Annotated in this window: 16 protein-coding genes; 4 read left to right on the plus strand and 12 right to left on the minus strand. The window is 38.5% G+C overall.

The window, feature by feature from the left end:
• Positions 1 to 3 precede the first annotated feature (3 nt).
• From HCU67_RS06055 to HCU67_RS06105, 11 genes are all read right to left on the minus strand, one after another.
• Positions 4 to 3,237: an HAD-IB family hydrolase gene (locus tag HCU67_RS06055; RefSeq protein ID WP_168551671.1), complete on the minus strand. Its 3,234-nt coding sequence runs from the start codon at positions 3,235 to 3,237 to the stop codon at positions 4 to 6.
• A gap of 21 nt (positions 3,238 to 3,258) precedes the next feature.
• Positions 3,259 to 4,449, minus strand: coding sequence for an esterase/lipase family protein (locus HCU67_RS06060; RefSeq protein WP_210423636.1), 1,191 nt, complete (start codon positions 4,447 to 4,449; stop codon positions 3,259 to 3,261).
• On the minus strand, positions 4,416 to 5,357 hold the full coding sequence (locus tag HCU67_RS06065) for an alpha/beta hydrolase (RefSeq protein ID WP_168551673.1): 942 nt from the start codon (positions 5,355 to 5,357) through the stop codon (positions 4,416 to 4,418). Before HCU67_RS06065 ends, HCU67_RS06060 begins: the two co-directional genes overlap by 34 nt.
• Positions 5,358 to 5,359: 2 nt before the next feature.
• Positions 5,360 to 7,198 (minus strand): WS/DGAT/MGAT family O-acyltransferase, encoded by a 1,839-nt coding sequence (locus tag HCU67_RS06070; RefSeq protein ID WP_168551674.1) that lies wholly within the window; start codon positions 7,196 to 7,198, stop codon positions 5,360 to 5,362.
• A gap of 12 nt (positions 7,199 to 7,210) precedes the next feature.
• Positions 7,211 to 8,548, minus strand: a complete 1,338-nt coding sequence (locus tag HCU67_RS06075; protein ID WP_168551675.1) for an ABC1 kinase family protein — start codon at positions 8,546 to 8,548, stop codon at positions 7,211 to 7,213.
• Entirely contained in the window at positions 8,545 to 9,207 is a 663-nt protein-coding gene (locus tag HCU67_RS06080) for a TetR family transcriptional regulator C-terminal domain-containing protein (protein WP_168551676.1), read from the minus strand. The genes HCU67_RS06075 and HCU67_RS06080 overlap by 4 nt, the downstream gene beginning before the upstream one ends.
• Positions 9,208 to 9,371: 164 nt before the next feature.
• Positions 9,372 to 9,659 (minus strand): hypothetical protein, encoded by a 288-nt coding sequence (locus HCU67_RS06085; RefSeq protein ID WP_168551677.1) that lies wholly within the window; start codon positions 9,657 to 9,659, stop codon positions 9,372 to 9,374.
• 38 nt (positions 9,660 to 9,697) lie between these two features.
• A complete protein-coding gene (locus HCU67_RS06090; RefSeq protein WP_168551678.1) occupies positions 9,698 to 10,576 on the minus strand; it encodes a helix-hairpin-helix domain-containing protein in 879 nt (292 codons plus the stop codon).
• An 86-nt stretch (positions 10,577 to 10,662) separates the two neighbouring features.
• Entirely contained in the window at positions 10,663 to 10,914 is a 252-nt protein-coding gene (locus tag HCU67_RS06095; RefSeq protein WP_168551679.1) for a hypothetical protein, read from the minus strand.
• 147 nt (positions 10,915 to 11,061) lie between these two features.
• The gene (locus HCU67_RS06100; protein ID WP_246865707.1) at positions 11,062 to 11,868 is read right to left on the minus strand and encodes an AfsR/SARP family transcriptional regulator; all 807 of its coding nucleotides are present in this window, start codon (positions 11,866 to 11,868) and stop codon (positions 11,062 to 11,064) included.
• A gap of 12 nt (positions 11,869 to 11,880) precedes the next feature.
• A complete protein-coding gene (locus HCU67_RS06105; RefSeq protein WP_168551680.1) occupies positions 11,881 to 12,432 on the minus strand; it encodes a hypothetical protein in 552 nt (183 codons plus the stop codon).
• Positions 12,433 to 12,668: 236 nt separating this feature from the next.
• On the opposite strand from HCU67_RS06105, the gene bioB reads away from it, so the two are divergent.
• From bioB to HCU67_RS06125, 4 genes are all read left to right on the plus strand, one after another.
• Positions 12,669 to 13,790 (plus strand): biotin synthase BioB, encoded by a 1,122-nt coding sequence (gene bioB, locus HCU67_RS06110; protein ID WP_168551681.1) that lies wholly within the window; start codon positions 12,669 to 12,671, stop codon positions 13,788 to 13,790.
• The gene (locus HCU67_RS06115; RefSeq protein ID WP_168551682.1) at positions 13,787 to 14,305 is read left to right on the plus strand and encodes a hypothetical protein; all 519 of its coding nucleotides are present in this window, start codon (positions 13,787 to 13,789) and stop codon (positions 14,303 to 14,305) included. Before bioB ends, HCU67_RS06115 begins: the two co-directional genes overlap by 4 nt.
• Positions 14,306 to 14,376: 71 nt before the next feature.
• Entirely contained in the window at positions 14,377 to 15,237 is an 861-nt protein-coding gene (locus HCU67_RS06120) for a cupin-like domain-containing protein (RefSeq protein WP_168551683.1), read from the plus strand.
• Between the two features lie 35 nt (positions 15,238 to 15,272).
• Positions 15,273 to 15,770, plus strand: a complete 498-nt coding sequence (locus HCU67_RS06125) for a DUF6646 family protein (protein ID WP_168551684.1) — start codon at positions 15,273 to 15,275, stop codon at positions 15,768 to 15,770.
• On the opposite strand, the gene HCU67_RS06130 is transcribed toward HCU67_RS06125, so the two are convergent.
• The gene (locus HCU67_RS06130) at positions 15,767 to 16,243 is read right to left on the minus strand and encodes a regulatory protein RecX (RefSeq protein WP_168551685.1); all 477 of its coding nucleotides are present in this window, start codon (positions 16,241 to 16,243) and stop codon (positions 15,767 to 15,769) included. The two genes, HCU67_RS06125 and HCU67_RS06130, sit on opposite strands and share 4 nt — an antisense overlap.
• Between the last annotated feature and the right edge of the window lie 7 nt (positions 16,244 to 16,250).

A 16,250-nucleotide genomic window follows, 5' to 3' on the forward strand; every position in this document is an offset into this window, starting at 1 on the left:
CTATTAGTTATTCAGTTCAGCTACGAACAGGTCCCTTACCTGTTCTACGTATTTATCCAAATCTTTCAATTTCCATAGTCCAGTATCCACGGGTTCCAAAACGACAACTTCTATATGGGTAGGACGTAATAATTTGGCACCTTTCGGCATAGCCTGGTATGCATTTTTGATAACTATTGGAATGATTGGAACTCCAGCTTGTATGGCCAAATGAAATGCACCTTTTTTGAACTTGCCCAGCTCTGCTGTACCACTTCTTGTACCTTCAGGGGCAATAGCGACTGAAATCCCACTTTTTAAGGCATCCACTGCTGGTTTCATGGCCTCTATAGCCTTGGCTTTGTTACTTCTGTCTATATAGATAGCACCTAGGGCCTTAAATATTGGACCAATTGGGCTTTTCTCCAATTCCTTTTTAGCTACACCTGTAAAATCATTACGGAGCAACTTCATCACAATAAAAAAGTCTGCTGCACTTTGATGGTTAAAGCAAAAAACAGCTGGACGAAAATCGGTCAGGTAGCGTTTTCCCCGAACTGAAATCTGCAACCCAGCAAGTCTGGTACCCAAATCCCCAATGGTTGCAAAGGTAGTATTGGCAGCTTCTTGTCTTGACATTGTAGTCAAGCCTTTAATTGCTCCCCTTACCGCTGAAGGATAGATGCTAGCGACCGCCAAGCCCGTACGAAGACCGTTCACCACAGATTTTTCTTGTGGTTCTTCAAATCTTAGAATTGGCCAATCGTTTTCAAAAGCAACTTGTGACAAGGCGTTATCTGGATTTACGGCAACGGGCTTTCCTACTATCTTGAATAAGGGATAATCATCAAAGCTGTCCGAGTAAAAATAACTTTTAGAAAGGTCAATATCGTTATCTCGAGCAAATGAACGGGCTGCTTTGGCCTTACCTTCACCCCAACACATTTCTTCGATTCGACCCGTGAACTTCCCGTTTTGCAGCTCCATTCTGGTGCAGTATATATCAGATATACCCAGCTCTTTGGCTATCGGCGCAACTTGATACGCGGTGGCAGCCGAAACGATTACCACGCGGTGCCCTTTTTCTAAATGTTTTTCAATCAGTTTTCTTGACTCAGGATAAATGGTTGCGGCTAAAAACTCGTCATAGACATCCTGCCCTACATCGTAGAATACCTTTTCTGGAATTCCCTTGACCCCTAGGGCTGCAATTTTGGTTAATACCTCAAAATCTCGATTTCCAAATGAATACACCAGCGCTGTAATAAACTGTGTGATGTATTCTTTTGGGGTGGTTTCACCGCTAAATAATCTTGTTCGTACAAATCGTTTGGCAGAAAAGTCGTTAATCAGTGTACGGTCCAAATCAAAATAAGCAGCGATATGATTTCCTTCCTCTTCTTCAAGTGTTTCTTTTTTCGAATGTATTGTAGAAGCTTGCGGAACCAATAATTTCTTACTGGATATCAAGTCCATGCTTTTTTCGCTTGGTTCTACCTCAAATTCATTGAGGTAGGTGAGTCTGGTGGTAAGGTCTTCAAGTTGAACCATCCACTCTTCAAGACCTTTTTGGTTTATATGCTGTTGTTTTAGTCCAAGACCTGCATTTTCGGCAAAACGATAAGCGTTCTGCAAGAATGGTTTTGAAACGCTATCCAATCTTGTGATTCTACTTTGCCAATGCAGTTCTTTTCCTTTGAACATGCAAAGCTCCAGGAAATCATCTTCCGAATATGGGTCTTCATTGTCCCAATTGAGTAGGGTATAGCAAACAACTTTGTAAGCATCTAAATAAGACAGGAGCAGTGCCCTTGAAATGAACAAGTGCTGTTTTTTAAGTATTTCAGAAATATCCCTTGAGGAATCACTTAGGATATCGCGCCAATCTTTATGAAACCGAAATAGTTCCTCTTCAATTTCTTCACTGAATTTTGCCTTATTAGTATAGAAAAATTCGAATTTAAATAGATTTCTGAGGTTCATGATTTCCTCCCAGAAATGAACAATTCTGTTGTCTGAAGTATCATCCTTGATTTTAGCCAAGGCCATCTCTACAAAAGCTGAATGATACAAATGCCCCGCGGTCATATTTGCATAATAAGTAGCAGGAAGGTATTCTGATGAAACAATGCTGTACTGTGCTTTTTGACCGGCCCTGCTTTTTTGTAGAATATTTGCCCCTTGTAGCAGATTTAAAGCTTTTTGGACGCTTACAGCTATAGGGAAACCCCTATCCATCAAGGCGTTTTCTTGTTTTTTACCGATGTACTCCATTAACCGCTTCACCTTGAATTCGATTTCCTTTTTGGTCAAGGCAAAATCATTCAATAAAACCGTACATATTAGCGAAACAGTTGATACTGGTGTTATTCTTGACATTCTGGTGATTACATCAAATGCAAAAAAGGGCAGTGTATTTTTATTTGCATAGCTGTCTTCACTTAATTGAGGTACGGTAACATTGTGTGTTTCATCAATTTCAACGGGGTCGCCAAACCGTATTGCAGCGCGGCCATAATCACTGCCAAGACTTCGAACATATTTAACACCTTCAGCTAGGTTTTCAGATTTCTTTTTGGCGCCACGACCTTGTTGGGTCATTTCTTTAACATCAGGGATGAGGTCGTAAACAATGGAAACCGGCACATATTTTATGGCCCTTGAACTCTGTTTTTCGGCGTCCATTATGTATTTGAGAATACCCATTTGCGGATGCAGAATCTTACCGGTTCTAGAACGGGTACCTTCAATATTCCATGTAAGGTGATCGCCTTTATCGATGATGGTCGAAATGTAATGCCTAAGCGTTACTTTGTAAACAGGATTATCTTTAAAACTTCGCCTTATAAATACGATACCTGCACTTTTCCCTAATTGTTTCATACCAGGGAAAGCCAAATTGATTCCACCAAAAGAATAGGGAACGGGCATACCGTATCGGGCCAATGTTGCTATCAAAACCAAGGTGTCTAAGTAGGTCTTGTGCGTCATGATGAATGCAACGGAATTCAACCGCATTAACTTCATCAATTTTTTTATCCCCTTTGGGTCAACATCTATTTTTTCGCTGTAAGCACGAGATAGGATGTAATCGAAGCCTTTGACCGATACCATTTTGGCAATAGGATGTTGCTCGGCATATAGTTCTCTGATATACTCTGTGGCTTCTTTTTGGACTTCTTTGAAATCGAGCTTATGTTCTTTGGCGGTTTGCCTTAAGACTTCTTGAAATTTTTCATTCTTTATGATATTGTCCATACTGCCCAAAACCGTTAACTCCTAATTTAAGAAAAACAAACTTCTCTTTTTCTTGTTCCAGTAAAAAGGATAGAGAAAGCGTTCTATGAAAGTTGTAGTGTCTTCAACGGTCCTACCTTCAATGTTGGCTTGCAAGGCATTTGCCGTAATCAATAGCACACTGACATTTGCGCCTAATCCTGAATGACTACCATAAACTTCAATGTTGGCAATATCTTTTCTGAAACTTTCTGCTTCCATACAATGTTTCCAAGGCAAAAGACCGTCGGTTTTTGTATAAATACAGGTTATAGGAACATTGGGTATTGGGTCCAATTCTTCTAAAAAACGCTTGTTTCGCTCTTTTAATGATTTACCCCTAAAGAATTCAAGAACACCATTCACAGGGGTCTTCATGTCCATAACTCCCCAAACAGGTGAACCAATGGTCACAATTTGCTCAACCATATCAGGATGTCGGTTGGCCATAATTTTAGCGAAAAGACCACCGCCACTCCAACCCACTATATTGACTTTTTGCCCACGGGTACGAAAAATATCTTCTAGTTTTTCTTCTAGCCTTGGTATATAATGAGATTTGATCAGGTTGACACCTTGATCCCATTTGTAGGTTTTGAAACCCAAAGAAGTCAAATAGCGACGCACAAATGAGGTTGAATAATCATCTCCTAAATAGGGCGGAATCAAAAGAACTGGCCTGCCATCTCCTTTAATTCGTTTTGGTATAAAGGGATAAAATGCATAAATCGATGTCCATTCTACCAAAGACCTTCCTTCCAATAGCATATTGAAAAGTGGTGGCTTGGGAATCTTTAAATTGATTTGAGCAATTTGACGCTTGAAACTTTCCAGAACATTTTTGGTGAGTTCAGTTGTTTTCGGATCACTTTTTTCGACAAGATCCTCAACGACATGTTCAAGTATGTTTATCAAGGTATAGTACTCACGGCTCGGCCCAAGTTCGTCGCAGATTCGTATACATTTTTGAAATGAGGAATTAATATCACTTTCATTATCGAGAGTTAACTTCTTGATAAGAGGAAGTAAATCTTCAGAATCTTGATGGTCTTTAAAGTGTTTTGAAAATATTCGTTTCAAGTCTCGAACCGCAAGTTTGTTCTTTTTGCCCAAATGGGTAATGAACTCGATAAAAGCTTCGTATAAATGCAAATAGTCGTTCATGGTTTGTGGGGGATATGCTTGTTTAGCCATGTAATGATATCTTCTTCGACCTCTTCGCTGTTTATTTCGTTAAGCATTTCATGTCGGCCTCCTTTGTAGAGATTGAAAGTCAGTTCATTGTTGCCATTTTCTCTATAATTTTTGGCAACTTTAGTGACCCCCTTGCCCATTTCTCCAACGGGATCCTCATCTCCTGAAAATATCAGTATAGGGAGGTCATCAGGGGTACTTATAAAGGCTTCAGGTTTATTCAATTGTCGCGAATTGGTCAATATGTCTGCAAAAACGCCAATTGAAAAATTTTCTATTCGATAAGGGTCGGCTTCAAAAATATCAACTGCAGTTTCATCACTACTTATCCAATCAAGTTTGGTTCTATTGGGTTTGAATTTTTTATTGAATTCATCAAAAAAGAATGCCCTTAAGGTTTCGTTGCTTCGTTCCCTACCTCTGAAAGCACTAACAAGTTTTGTGCTTGCCAGCCCAAAATGACCGAGTCCTTTTATAAAATTTGCGGTTCCTGATAAAATAAGAGCGTCAATATCCGAGCCGTGTTCTAGTACATATTTACGACTTAGCAAAGATCCCATGCTATGCCCAAATAGAATAAACTTCGTGTTAGGGTGTTCCTGGCACATCAATGTAGTCAAAGAATGCATATCTGCAACAGCATCCCCAAAATAATCGTCGCCATCATAATAACCGAACAATCGTTTTATTTCGGCAGTTTTTCCATGGGCGCGATGGTCGTTCGCATACACAGTAAAACCTTCTTTTTGTAAGCGATTTGCTATGGTTTCATACCTGCCCGCATGTTCACCTATACCATGTGCAATTTGAATAACACCTCTAAGAACAGTCCCTTCTGCTGCCTCCCATTTATAGTAGCAGATGACTTCCCCATCCTTGGCGGTAAATGTATTTGTTTTGTAAGGCATCTTTATCTGCTTAAAAAGGCTTTGATGAGGTTACTAAACTTTCGCTTATCGGCAACAGTTCCTGAAAGTTTAAGGCGCTGTTGAATTTTAAGCTCGTCGAAAAGAAATTTTTTCTTGTAAAGTGCGTAGAGATTTTCATCCTCAATTTCCATGAGCATTTTTGGATCTAGTGCTGTTGTCTTTTTAATTGAAATAGGTTCTTTAGTCAAGTCAATTTCCCAACATTCGCTACTTTCTCCCATATCAACCCCAATATGATATAGGCCTTTATATTTTTTTACGAGAGCGGTTTCTTTCTTGAGGTATCTTTTTAATGCGTTGAAAAATACGGTGCTCTCACTCTTTTTCTTAGCCTCTTTTGCAGGTGTTTTTTTCTTATCCCTTGCTAAGATTAATTTTTCCAATTCATTTGCTGACTCTCGAATGTATCTGGAGAACAAATAGGCATCTGGCATTGTCTTCGCATCAGATGTCGGTGTAATACTTATATTGCCGTTATAGCTAAAAGCCGCGATAATCAGTCCAAAACCATTGACCACCGGAGTCAACGGAAACATAGCTACCACTTTATGGCCGTTGAGGTACAACGTATTTTTTGGTCCAGGCACATTGGTGATGGTGACATTAAAAGGTGGCCTGTGTAGGTCTTTAATATTGTACTTGCTGTAGATACGTGCCGCTAAATTGGCCAAGCCGAATGGAACCGCATCTGCCATTTTTACCAAGGTTTTTGCACCCATAGTTTTATGCCTTGCTTTACCAAGCATTGTCTGTTCTTGTATATATTCCAGACGTTCCAATGGTTCTTCAATATGCGTGGCCAGCTGAATCATCATATTGGCTATTTGGTTGTTATGCGAAGTATCGTTTTCGGCGCGTATTGAAATCGGAACATTAGCGACCAATGGCTGCATTGGTAATTTTTCTTTTTCAAGTAGATATCTGCGCAAAGCTCCGGCACAAATGGCAAGCACAACATCATTAATACTACCACCAGCCAGTTTTCGTAGACCATTCACCCTATCAAAAGACAGAATTGCGGTGCCCCAAGTTCTTTTTGGCGAAATATTTCCATTAAAAATGGTATTTGGCACAGGATATCTTGCCGTTGCAAATTCCTTTTGGATACTTAGCGTTTTAGAAGCTCTTGTTTTGACAAGCGCAATTGCGGTGTTGGCAACGGATTTGGGTAGTTTTAGGGGGTTTTTAAAAAAACCGTAGCTACTTTTTAGTAGCAAACTCAAGTCGTCAGGCAGCGGATCTGGTTGAAATTTTTTGATTTTTGATTTGTCGATGGGCTTTACTTTATCATCTTTCTCAAACAAAGTTCCTAAAAGACCTACGCCTGAACTTCCATCAATCATTACATGATGAACTTTACTTACAATGGCAACAGAGCCTTTGGGCACTTGTGGGATTTCGTCAATACCCTCAATAAAATGAATTGACCAAAGGGGTCTTCTCAAATCGAGGGGAGCACTGAAAATTCGTGAGGTTGTTCTACGCAAAGACTCCCAATTTGAGGGATCTGCCAACTTCATGCGGTTGAGATGAAGATCTAATTCAAAATTTGGATCATCAACCCAATATGGATAATCCAAATCCATGGGAACACGCATTAAACGCTGTCTAAATTTTGGCATTAAATGTAGCTTCGAAGCAACAATTTTTTTGAAGTCCTTGAAATTAAGTGAACCTTCAACAACCAATAGCGTGGCAATATGCATCGGACTTGTGGGAGACTCGGCATAAAGAAAGGTTGCATCGGTACCTGAGACTTGTTCGTATTTGCCTTCCAACACCTCTTGTGCAATATCTTTAAAATCAATTTTTGATGCCATTGGTCAGTTGTTTTATGCTACTCGCGAACGGTTCTTTTTTTGTAAGCTAGTATAATTATTGATGCCTATATTTTCTGCTTTGAGTTCAAACATTAAACTAAATAGGCCAAAAAATGTTCTATTTAGATAAATAATGTGTCTTGAACCCCTATTGGCGTTCATTTTTCTAACATTTGAAGACTTCATGTAATGCTCACCTAAAGCTGAAATTCTTTCGAATAATGATTGGTCTGAAAAGTCGAAAGTTTCGCTTTGAAAAGGTTGTGTAAAACATTCAAGTACCTCGTAGAACATTTTGGTAAAAAACTCAAGTTCTTCTTCAGAATCTTCAGTCTTCAACACTTCAAGGGCCAAAAGATTTTTTCGAAAACTCTTTTCGTTATTTATAACATCTGCTTTAAAAAGTTCGAAATACGGCGTATAAAATTCATTTGGAATTTCTTTCATACAACCAAAATCAAGTGCAATCACCTCGTTTTTATCCGAAACAAGAAAATTTCCAGGGTGAGGATCTGCATGAACTTTGCGCAATTCATGCAATTGGTACATGTAAAAATCCCAAAGTGTTTGGCCAACTTTGTTCGAAGCCTTTTGGTCAGTATTTGATTTAATAAATTCAGAAAGATGCTTACCATTCATCCAATCCATTGTAATAATGTCAGAAGAAGAGTATTCAGGGTAGTACTTAGGAAATCTCAAATTTGGAATATGTTGACATGAACTTGCGACCTCTTGGCTTTGTTTTAGCTCCAAGACATAATCCGTTTCTTCTACAAGCTTGTTTTCAACTTCCTTGAAATATTTCTCTGAATGTTCTCCCTTGATGTTGAACATTTTCATAGCAACAGGTTTCACAATTGCTAAATCGGATTGAATACTTTCGGCTACACCAGGGTATTGGATTTTTACGGCAAGGGTCTTACCATTTTTTTCAGCTTGATGTACCTGTCCAATACTTGCAGCATTAATTGCTTCATTACCAAATTTGTCGAATAATTGGTTTGGATACTTACCGAATGATTTTCTGAAGGTTTTGAGAACCAAAGGAGCAGAAAGCGGAGGAACTGAAAATTGGGAAAGGGAAAATTTCTCTACAAAAGCCTTGGGCATAATGTTCTTTTCCATGCTCATCATTTGTGCCATTTTCAGGGCACTTCCCTTCAATGTTTTTAAACTATCATAGATATCGTTCGCGTTGTTTTCATCAAGACGTTCCTTAGCCTTCTCTTCAGAATTGACCATCTTGTCGCCATAATATTTCAAATAATTTACACCAACTTTAGCACCCGTTTTTACTAGTTTGGAAGTGCGTTGCAGCTTTGAAATCGGTATTTTTTTCGATGTCTTCATTCGTTTTCTTTCGACTTTATTTTTTCGGCATACAAAAATTTACCGAGGTCAATGATATTATGTAATGATTTGGTATTCAATAGCTCTAAAGCAGTATTTACTGACTTTTCAATGAAAATATCTGTTTTTTCGCACCGTTGTGAATCGTCCGACATCCAGAATTTGATGGTCAATAAGAACTGGACCCAAAAGCCTTCTTTAATTGACTTTTTTTGAAATGATTCCAGACTACTGGTAAGATTGAGCGGTTCCATCGCCAATGAATCGACGAATCCATCAAAACTTTGCTTTAATTCGCTGAATAGCGATATTGTACCTAAGCTTAAACCATAATCTTTTAAGGTGATTAAGATGAATTCTCGATTTAAGGTCAGGTTTTCAAAAAAAGTATAATACAGGCTGAGCAGTTTGTCCTTTTTGTCAAAGGAAGGATATTCAGAACTTTCAGCAAGGGTAGCAATCGAAACATCAAAAAGCGTTCTGAAAATCGCCTTGTCCAATTCTTCAAAATCCTTATAATGTTCATGAAAAGAATTGGCATCAAAATCATAGTGTTCACCCAAATTTTCTATTGAATCGGGTTTGCCCTGCAGTCTTACCACTGCATCCATATAAAAATCTATAAGATCTTCTTCTGTTATTTTCTGTTGATTTGCCAACCTAAGATGTGAACGTTTTCATAGCTTTTTCGGGAATGCCAAATGGAAATTGAGGTAAATCCGAAGCATAGCTAAATTAAGGAATTATGCATGCATAAAAAAACCAGTTAGTCTCATTGAGATTAACTGGTTTCAGTAACTAAACTTAAATAACTAACGAAATACTAAGCTACCAGTTTTTTGAATCTCTTCTGACCCTCTTTGAAATCACCTTTGATTTCGTTTAAGATATCAAAAACCAATTCTTGTTGTTTGGCCGCCAATTTCAATCCTCCTTTTACAGCTTTGTCAGCAACACCTTGCCACTGTTCTGTAATTTCAATTGATGTGGATACAAACTCTTCGGTTTTTGTTAGGGCAACTTGGTTTGCGTTAAGTGCCATATCCTTGGTCTTCTTTGCATAGTTTGCAAAAATTCCCTTCTTATTTTTATTTACTTTCTTATTTCCCATTACGGTTTGAATTAAGATTAGTCCCTATTTGAACTGAATTATTTTTTGTTGTCAGCCAACCAAGCCGCTATAGCTTCAACTCCTGCCTCAGCTCCTAGTTCTGCTTGTTTTTTCAAGTCAGTAACGCTGGTATTTTTAAAAGTTGAACCCGCTTCATCAAGAATCGACTTGATTTTAGTTTCAGTTGCCTGTGCCAATTGCGCAAAAGTTTCGATACCATTCTCCTTGAAAATACGCTCAAGTTTAGGACCAACACCCTTAATAGCTTTAAGGTCATCTTTAATAACGGCCTTAACAGTGCTCTCAACCTTCGCCGCTTTTTGCTTTACCTCGGCTACTTTCACAGAAGCTTTTTTAGAGGTTTTTGTAGCTTTAGCAGTAACTGTTTTCTTTGTTTTCCCAACATTTTTCTTTGTTTGCTTCAAGGCATCATCAACCAAGTCTTCACCCTTGTCAATTACCTTTTTAGCCTGCTTAAGAGCGTCTTCCTTGACCTCATTAAATTTGGCTACGCCCTGATTTTTTAGGTTTTCAGCAGTTTTCTCAACCTTTTGAACGATTGGGTTTTCTATAACTTTCTCTTTAATGGTTTCAGAAACTTCCAATACCTTTTTACCTACAGGTGTTTTAGATACATATTCAAAGGCACGCTCAATGGTGTCCTCATCATAACCAACCAAATCCATGGTCTTTTCTTTTCCTGTGTTGAACTGATTTTTTACTGTTGCTGCAGTTTCAAAAACCAAATCCATTTGTCTTTTACGTAATGGCTCGGTTTTTTTAACCATTTTCTTGGTCAATTCTTGCCATTTCTCACCATGCTCTATGGTCGTGTTAATTGTTGCCATTGTCACATTTATCAATGACTTATTCAAGCTTTCGCTTTTTTTAGTTCTGTTTTTTGTTGCTGTTGCCATGATATATTTTGTTTAAATACTGTTGTTCTTAATTAATTATGATGCAAATCTAATTTTGAGTAGTTACAAATGAGTTGCAATCGAAACTAGTTCTTGACAATTCTCTTTTTGATACCGTAGAGGGCATCAAAAACAAGTTCTTGTTGGGCAGCAGTGATGTCCAATCCTTTTTTCACAACTTTTGAGGTCAAATCCAAAGATTTATAACCTAAGCCAATAGAAACATCGAATGCTTTTTCTGTTGTGGAAAGTGCAAAGTCGTTTGCTTTGTTTGCCAATCCAAGAGCGTTATCCGCTACTTTTTCTACAATGTTCTTTTTCGTTTTTTTAGTTGCCATAACTATATATTTTTCTAATGTTTTCTATTTTATGGTGCAAACATAGAATCCCATAGTTACAAATGAGTTACAAGTCTGGTTGACTATTGATTTTGAATGAAGAAAGCTGCGAAGGAAATATCGATGTTTGGAATGGGAAGATGGGAATCAAGCAATAGACTCAATCTTCTTGAGCAAATCCCGAGTTGCTGGTAGTGGTGTAATACCATACTCTTCTTCTAAAATATCAGCACATTTTTGATAAGTTTTTAATGCTTGCGGCCTATTTCCTTTTTGGATATAAGCAGACATTTGAATTCGATAAGCATCTTCCCATGTTTTATCAATGGCAATTGCTTGTTGAGCAAGCCGTACACTTTCCATTGGGTTGGTGGCTATTAATAACTCTGCCAAATTCACCAAGGCACCCAATATCAAAACCTGAATTTTCTCTCGCTCTTCTGACGACCAATCTTCAAAAATGCGATTTGGAAGATAAGACCCTTGATGCAATGCAATGGCCATGTTGTAGGCTTCTGCTGCAATCTCAGGAAAATCACCCAAGGCTTGATTTCCAATGATGATGTATTTCTCAATGGCATCAACATCGATCCAAACTAAATTTGAATTTAATTGATAAGTTACCCCCTGCCGTTCTACATAAATCGCTTCGGTTCTAGATGGTCGGTTTGGTTCCAAAACTTTGTTGACCCCATGCAGCGCTACTTTAAAATCACGATCGTCACCATCTTCCCATAAGTGGTCCATGATGTGCTCCTTGTGTAACGCATGTTTGTTTCGATAAGAAATAAGGTATTGAATTAATTGAAGGGTCTTGTCCCGACCCCATTCTTTTGCATTGACCTTTTCTCCATCACGCCAAAGCACAAATTGACCTAGCGTTTGGAATTTAATTGGAGCTTCATTCTGAAACTTTTTATGTTGCTCCAATTGATTTGTCAATGCTGCCTTCAAAATTTGAAATTTCTATTTGGTCGTAGATGTTTTAGCCTTGGTAGTTCTTGAAGGCTTTTTGGTATTTGCTTGGTTCATAGCATCAACCTTTTTAGTGAGTTCCGCAACCGATTTTGTGAGTTTTGAAAGACTATCTTGCATTATCTTGAAATCTGATTTAGAAGCGTTACGCCATTGGTCGATAGGTACTTTTTCCATAAGTTCCTCACCATATTCGCTTAATTGCTCCTGCAAATTGGCAACCTGTTTTCTTGGGTCTTTTAAAGTCTCTTTGAGCATTTTTGGCCCTGTGGCTGCAACTGATTTAAAAAGCGAGAAACTCTTGGTCAAAATGTTTTCCTGTTCTTCAGAAGTACGGTCGGTCGTAGCTTCCATTGTTAAATCGGCCAAATGTTGTTGTATAAAATCTACGGCCTGTTTAAAATCAGAGAAGTTTAAATCTTCACCCCCTTGAACGTGTGAAACGTTACCACGCCATTGCACTTCAGATTCACCATTTTCGTCATAGATTTTTTGGGTGAACCGAACCATAAATGAGGCGGTCTGTGCTGCTTTTTTTGCCATTTTTTTCTGTTTTATATCGGGTTGGCTAACTATCTAAAAGTAACCATAATTCTTTTCGGTGACATTTTCTGATACTTAATCGGGGTTACCATCCTTTCTTTGACCAGTAGTTCAAGCAATAAAAATGGGGTATTGAAATACCGATTGAAGTACGAAATCCAAGCTGTTTTTGCATTTCATCGGAATTTGTACCTTGTTCGTCGATAGATACAGCAAAATTTTTAGATTTGCGCACTATGGCCGAGACGAGACACGACTGGACAAAAGAAGAAATTCTTGCTATTTATAACAAACCCCTGATGGAATTGCTTTACGAAGCAGCAACAGTTCATCGGGAATACCATGACCCAAATACGGTTCAAGTCTCAACCTTACTCTCAATCAAGACGGGAGGTTGTCCTGAAGACTGCGGTTATTGTCCGCAAGCTGCGCGTTACCATACGGATATTGAAGGCAACGACTTGATGTCAGTTCAACAGGTTAAGGCCCAAGCATTGCGTGCAAAATCCGCTGGTAGTTCAAGGGTTTGTATGGGTGCAGCCTGGAGAAACGTCAAGGATGGTCCTGAATTTGACCAAGTTCTAGAGATGGTGCGAACCATCAATAAGTTGGATATGGAGGTTTGCTGTACTTTGGGTATGGTGACAGAGAACCAGGCAAAACGACTAGCTGAAGCAGGTTTATACGCTTACAACCACAATCTTGACACTTCTGAGGAATATTATAAAGAAGTTATTTCTACTCGTGGCTATGAAGATCGTCTTCAAACCATTGAAAATGTTCGTAAAACCAACGTAACTGTATGTAGTGGTGGAATAATTGGTATGGGTGAATCTAGTGAGGACAGAGCTGGTATGCTCGTGGCTTTATCAACTTTGAATCCGCAACCAGAATCCGTTCCAATAAATGCTTTGGTAGCTGTTGAAGGTACGCCGATGGAAGAACAAAAACCAGTTGAGATTTGGGAAATGATTCGTATGGTTGCTACGACACGAATTGTAATGCCAAAGACCCAAGTAAGGCTTTCCGCTGGTAGGACTGAAATGAGCAGGGAAGGACAGGCAATGTGTTTCTTTGCCGGGGCCAATTCCATTTTTGCAGGTGATAAGTTATTGACCACCCCAAATCCGGATGTTAATCAGGATATGGAAATGTTCAAAATGCTAGGATTGAATCCTCAAAAAGCTTTTGTAAAGGCACCACAACCTAATACCGTGGAAGCTGAAGATTCTCAATTTCAATCTTTGGGTGAAAAACCAAGATGGTCAAGGCCAGGACATTCTATAGGACAAAATGAGGCTGCTACCGAAAAAGGAAAAGCCAAGAAATTAATCGAAACCCCCATCGAGAATACATGAAAAAGATTTTCTTGCTTGCCCCGCTCTTACTTTTCTTTATATCAGGATTTTCCCAGTTGAGAAAACAAAATGATATTGATAAAGAAGTTCGTGATATCGAAAAAAACCAAAAACTTCGGATAAAGGAATATGACCGCGAAGACCTGTTGGGTATGGACTATGGCGAGGGAATTATAAAAGTCTGGTCAAGCGGAGGCGAAATCCTTAAAATTGAGGAAAGGGTTAATCTTGCATTCGGTATTTCTAAGGAGTTAGTCTATTTTGCCGATGGTCTTCCAATTAAAATCGTTGAGGTGGAAGAGAATTTTAAGAAGACAAAAAACGGATTTGATAAAAATCGTTTAGAAGAAGTTTTCCGAACTGAGATTTATGTATTGGGTAAGGCCAAGTCAAAAATTGAAAACTACTACATTACCAAAGAAGAATTAGGTCAACGTTTTTTCACCAGAAAAAATGATTTTTCAGATTATTTGGAACCCTACCAAATGGCAGAAACGTTTTTCGAGGATAACTAAGCATACCGTAATTTCTGTTTTGTAAGCCATTTGTAGGCATTTCTTATTTTTATAGATTAAACCATGGCGTTTTGCAGCTTGACCTTGAACAAATACCTAGGGTACAAACGCTAACAAAAAAAGCGTTTTTACGCGATTACTTTAGGCCCCAAAGACCAGTTGTAATCGAAAACTTCATTGAAGATTGGCCCGCTTTTGAGAAATGGAACCTTGATTATATTAAAAAGGTTGCCGGCGATAAAGAAGTGCCTTTATATGATGACCGTGCTGTTAAATATGATGAAGGTTTTAATGAACCTCATGCCCGAATGAAGATGTCAGATTATGTTGATTTACTAAAACGTGAACCAACTAAGTACCGAATTTTTCTCTGGAATATCATCAAAGAAGTCCCCCAACTACAAAATGATTTTACCTATCCTGATTTTGGGATTCGCTTAATGAAGGGGCTACCAATGTTATTTTTCGGAGGTAGTGATTCGCACACTTTTATGCACTATGACATTGATTTGGCCAATATTTTCCATTTTCATTTCGAAGGGAAAAAGCAGTGTATATTATTCTCGCAAGAAGAGACAAAACATCTCTATAAAATACCACATTCCCTAATAACCCGAGAAGATATTGACTTTTCTAACCCGGATTTTGAGAAATGGCCGGCCCTAAAAAATGCGAAAGGGCACGTTACCCATTTAGAACACGGTCAAGTGCTTTATATACCCGAGGGTTATTGGCACCATATGAAATATTTAACCCCAGGCTTTTCGATGAGTTTGAGGGCAATACCACGAAAACCGAAGAACTTTGCAAAAGCGGTTTATAACATCTTTTTTATGCGGCATTATGACAATTTTATGAGAAAGCGTAGAGGGCAAGAATGGATAGATTGGAAGAATGAACAGGCAATAATTAAGACGGAACAGTTTGTTTAATTGAATTTTGAATACTTTCGTTAAAACAATATGATATGAAAATTTACGGGGGCATTTTACTGATCATTTTGAGTTTTTCGGGCGTTTTGGCTCAAGAAGGATACACCGGAAGGGGTGATAATAAATTTCAGGTAGGTTGGGGAATTCAGAAAAACGGAAATGGAGTTCGCGCCAGCTACGATTACGGTTTGGGCGAAAATATTTCAGTTGGTGTTTTGGCAACTTATGTGACCGGAGTTGACGAAAATTTTGGAGCTCAATTGGCAGATAGATTCGATGCTAAGGCAAGATTTAATGCCAATTTAGGCAGTCTTTTTGATGTTGATAGGGCTTTTGATGTTTACCCCGGGTTAAGTGTTGGTCTTAAAAATTTTGGTGGGCATATTGGTGCAAGATGGTTTTTTTCAAGGGGTTTTGGTATTTATGCCGAAGTAGATGTGCCTTTAGCTAAATATCAGACAGTACCAGCGGAACCAGCTGATAATCTAAACAATCAGGTGGTGGGTACCATCGGGGCAAGTTTTCATTTCTAGTTTAAAAGCTCGCTGATTTTTTGATATATCAAATGACTTTCCCATCCCCGGTAAAGCAGATAATCAGCCAATTTCTTTTTTCGCTTTTGAGGATGGGTCTCTTTAATTTCTTTGTTGCGTTTTTTGGCTAACGAGTCCAAAGTAACCAAATACTCTTCCTCAGATATTTCCTTAAGGGCTGATTGAATATTAAAACGTGAGATATCCCGCATTTTAAGTTCTTGTACAATGCGGTTTTTGCCCCATTTCTTCACCCTAAATTTTCCTCTAGCAAAACTTTTGGCAAAACGTTCTTCATTCAAATAGTTCTCTTTAATAAGGTGGGCAACAATATGGTCAATAGCTTGCTCTACCATGCCTAATCCTTTCAATTTTGCAACCACCTCCTTATGGCAGCGGTCTTGGTAAGCACAGTAGTATTCAAGCTTTTTAGTAGCGTCTTGAACTGAAACTGGTGTACTGTAATGATTCAATCAAAAA

Source organism: Croceivirga thetidis, assembly GCF_012272815.1.
GTDB lineage: Bacteria > Bacteroidota > Bacteroidia > Flavobacteriales > Flavobacteriaceae > Croceivirga > Croceivirga thetidis.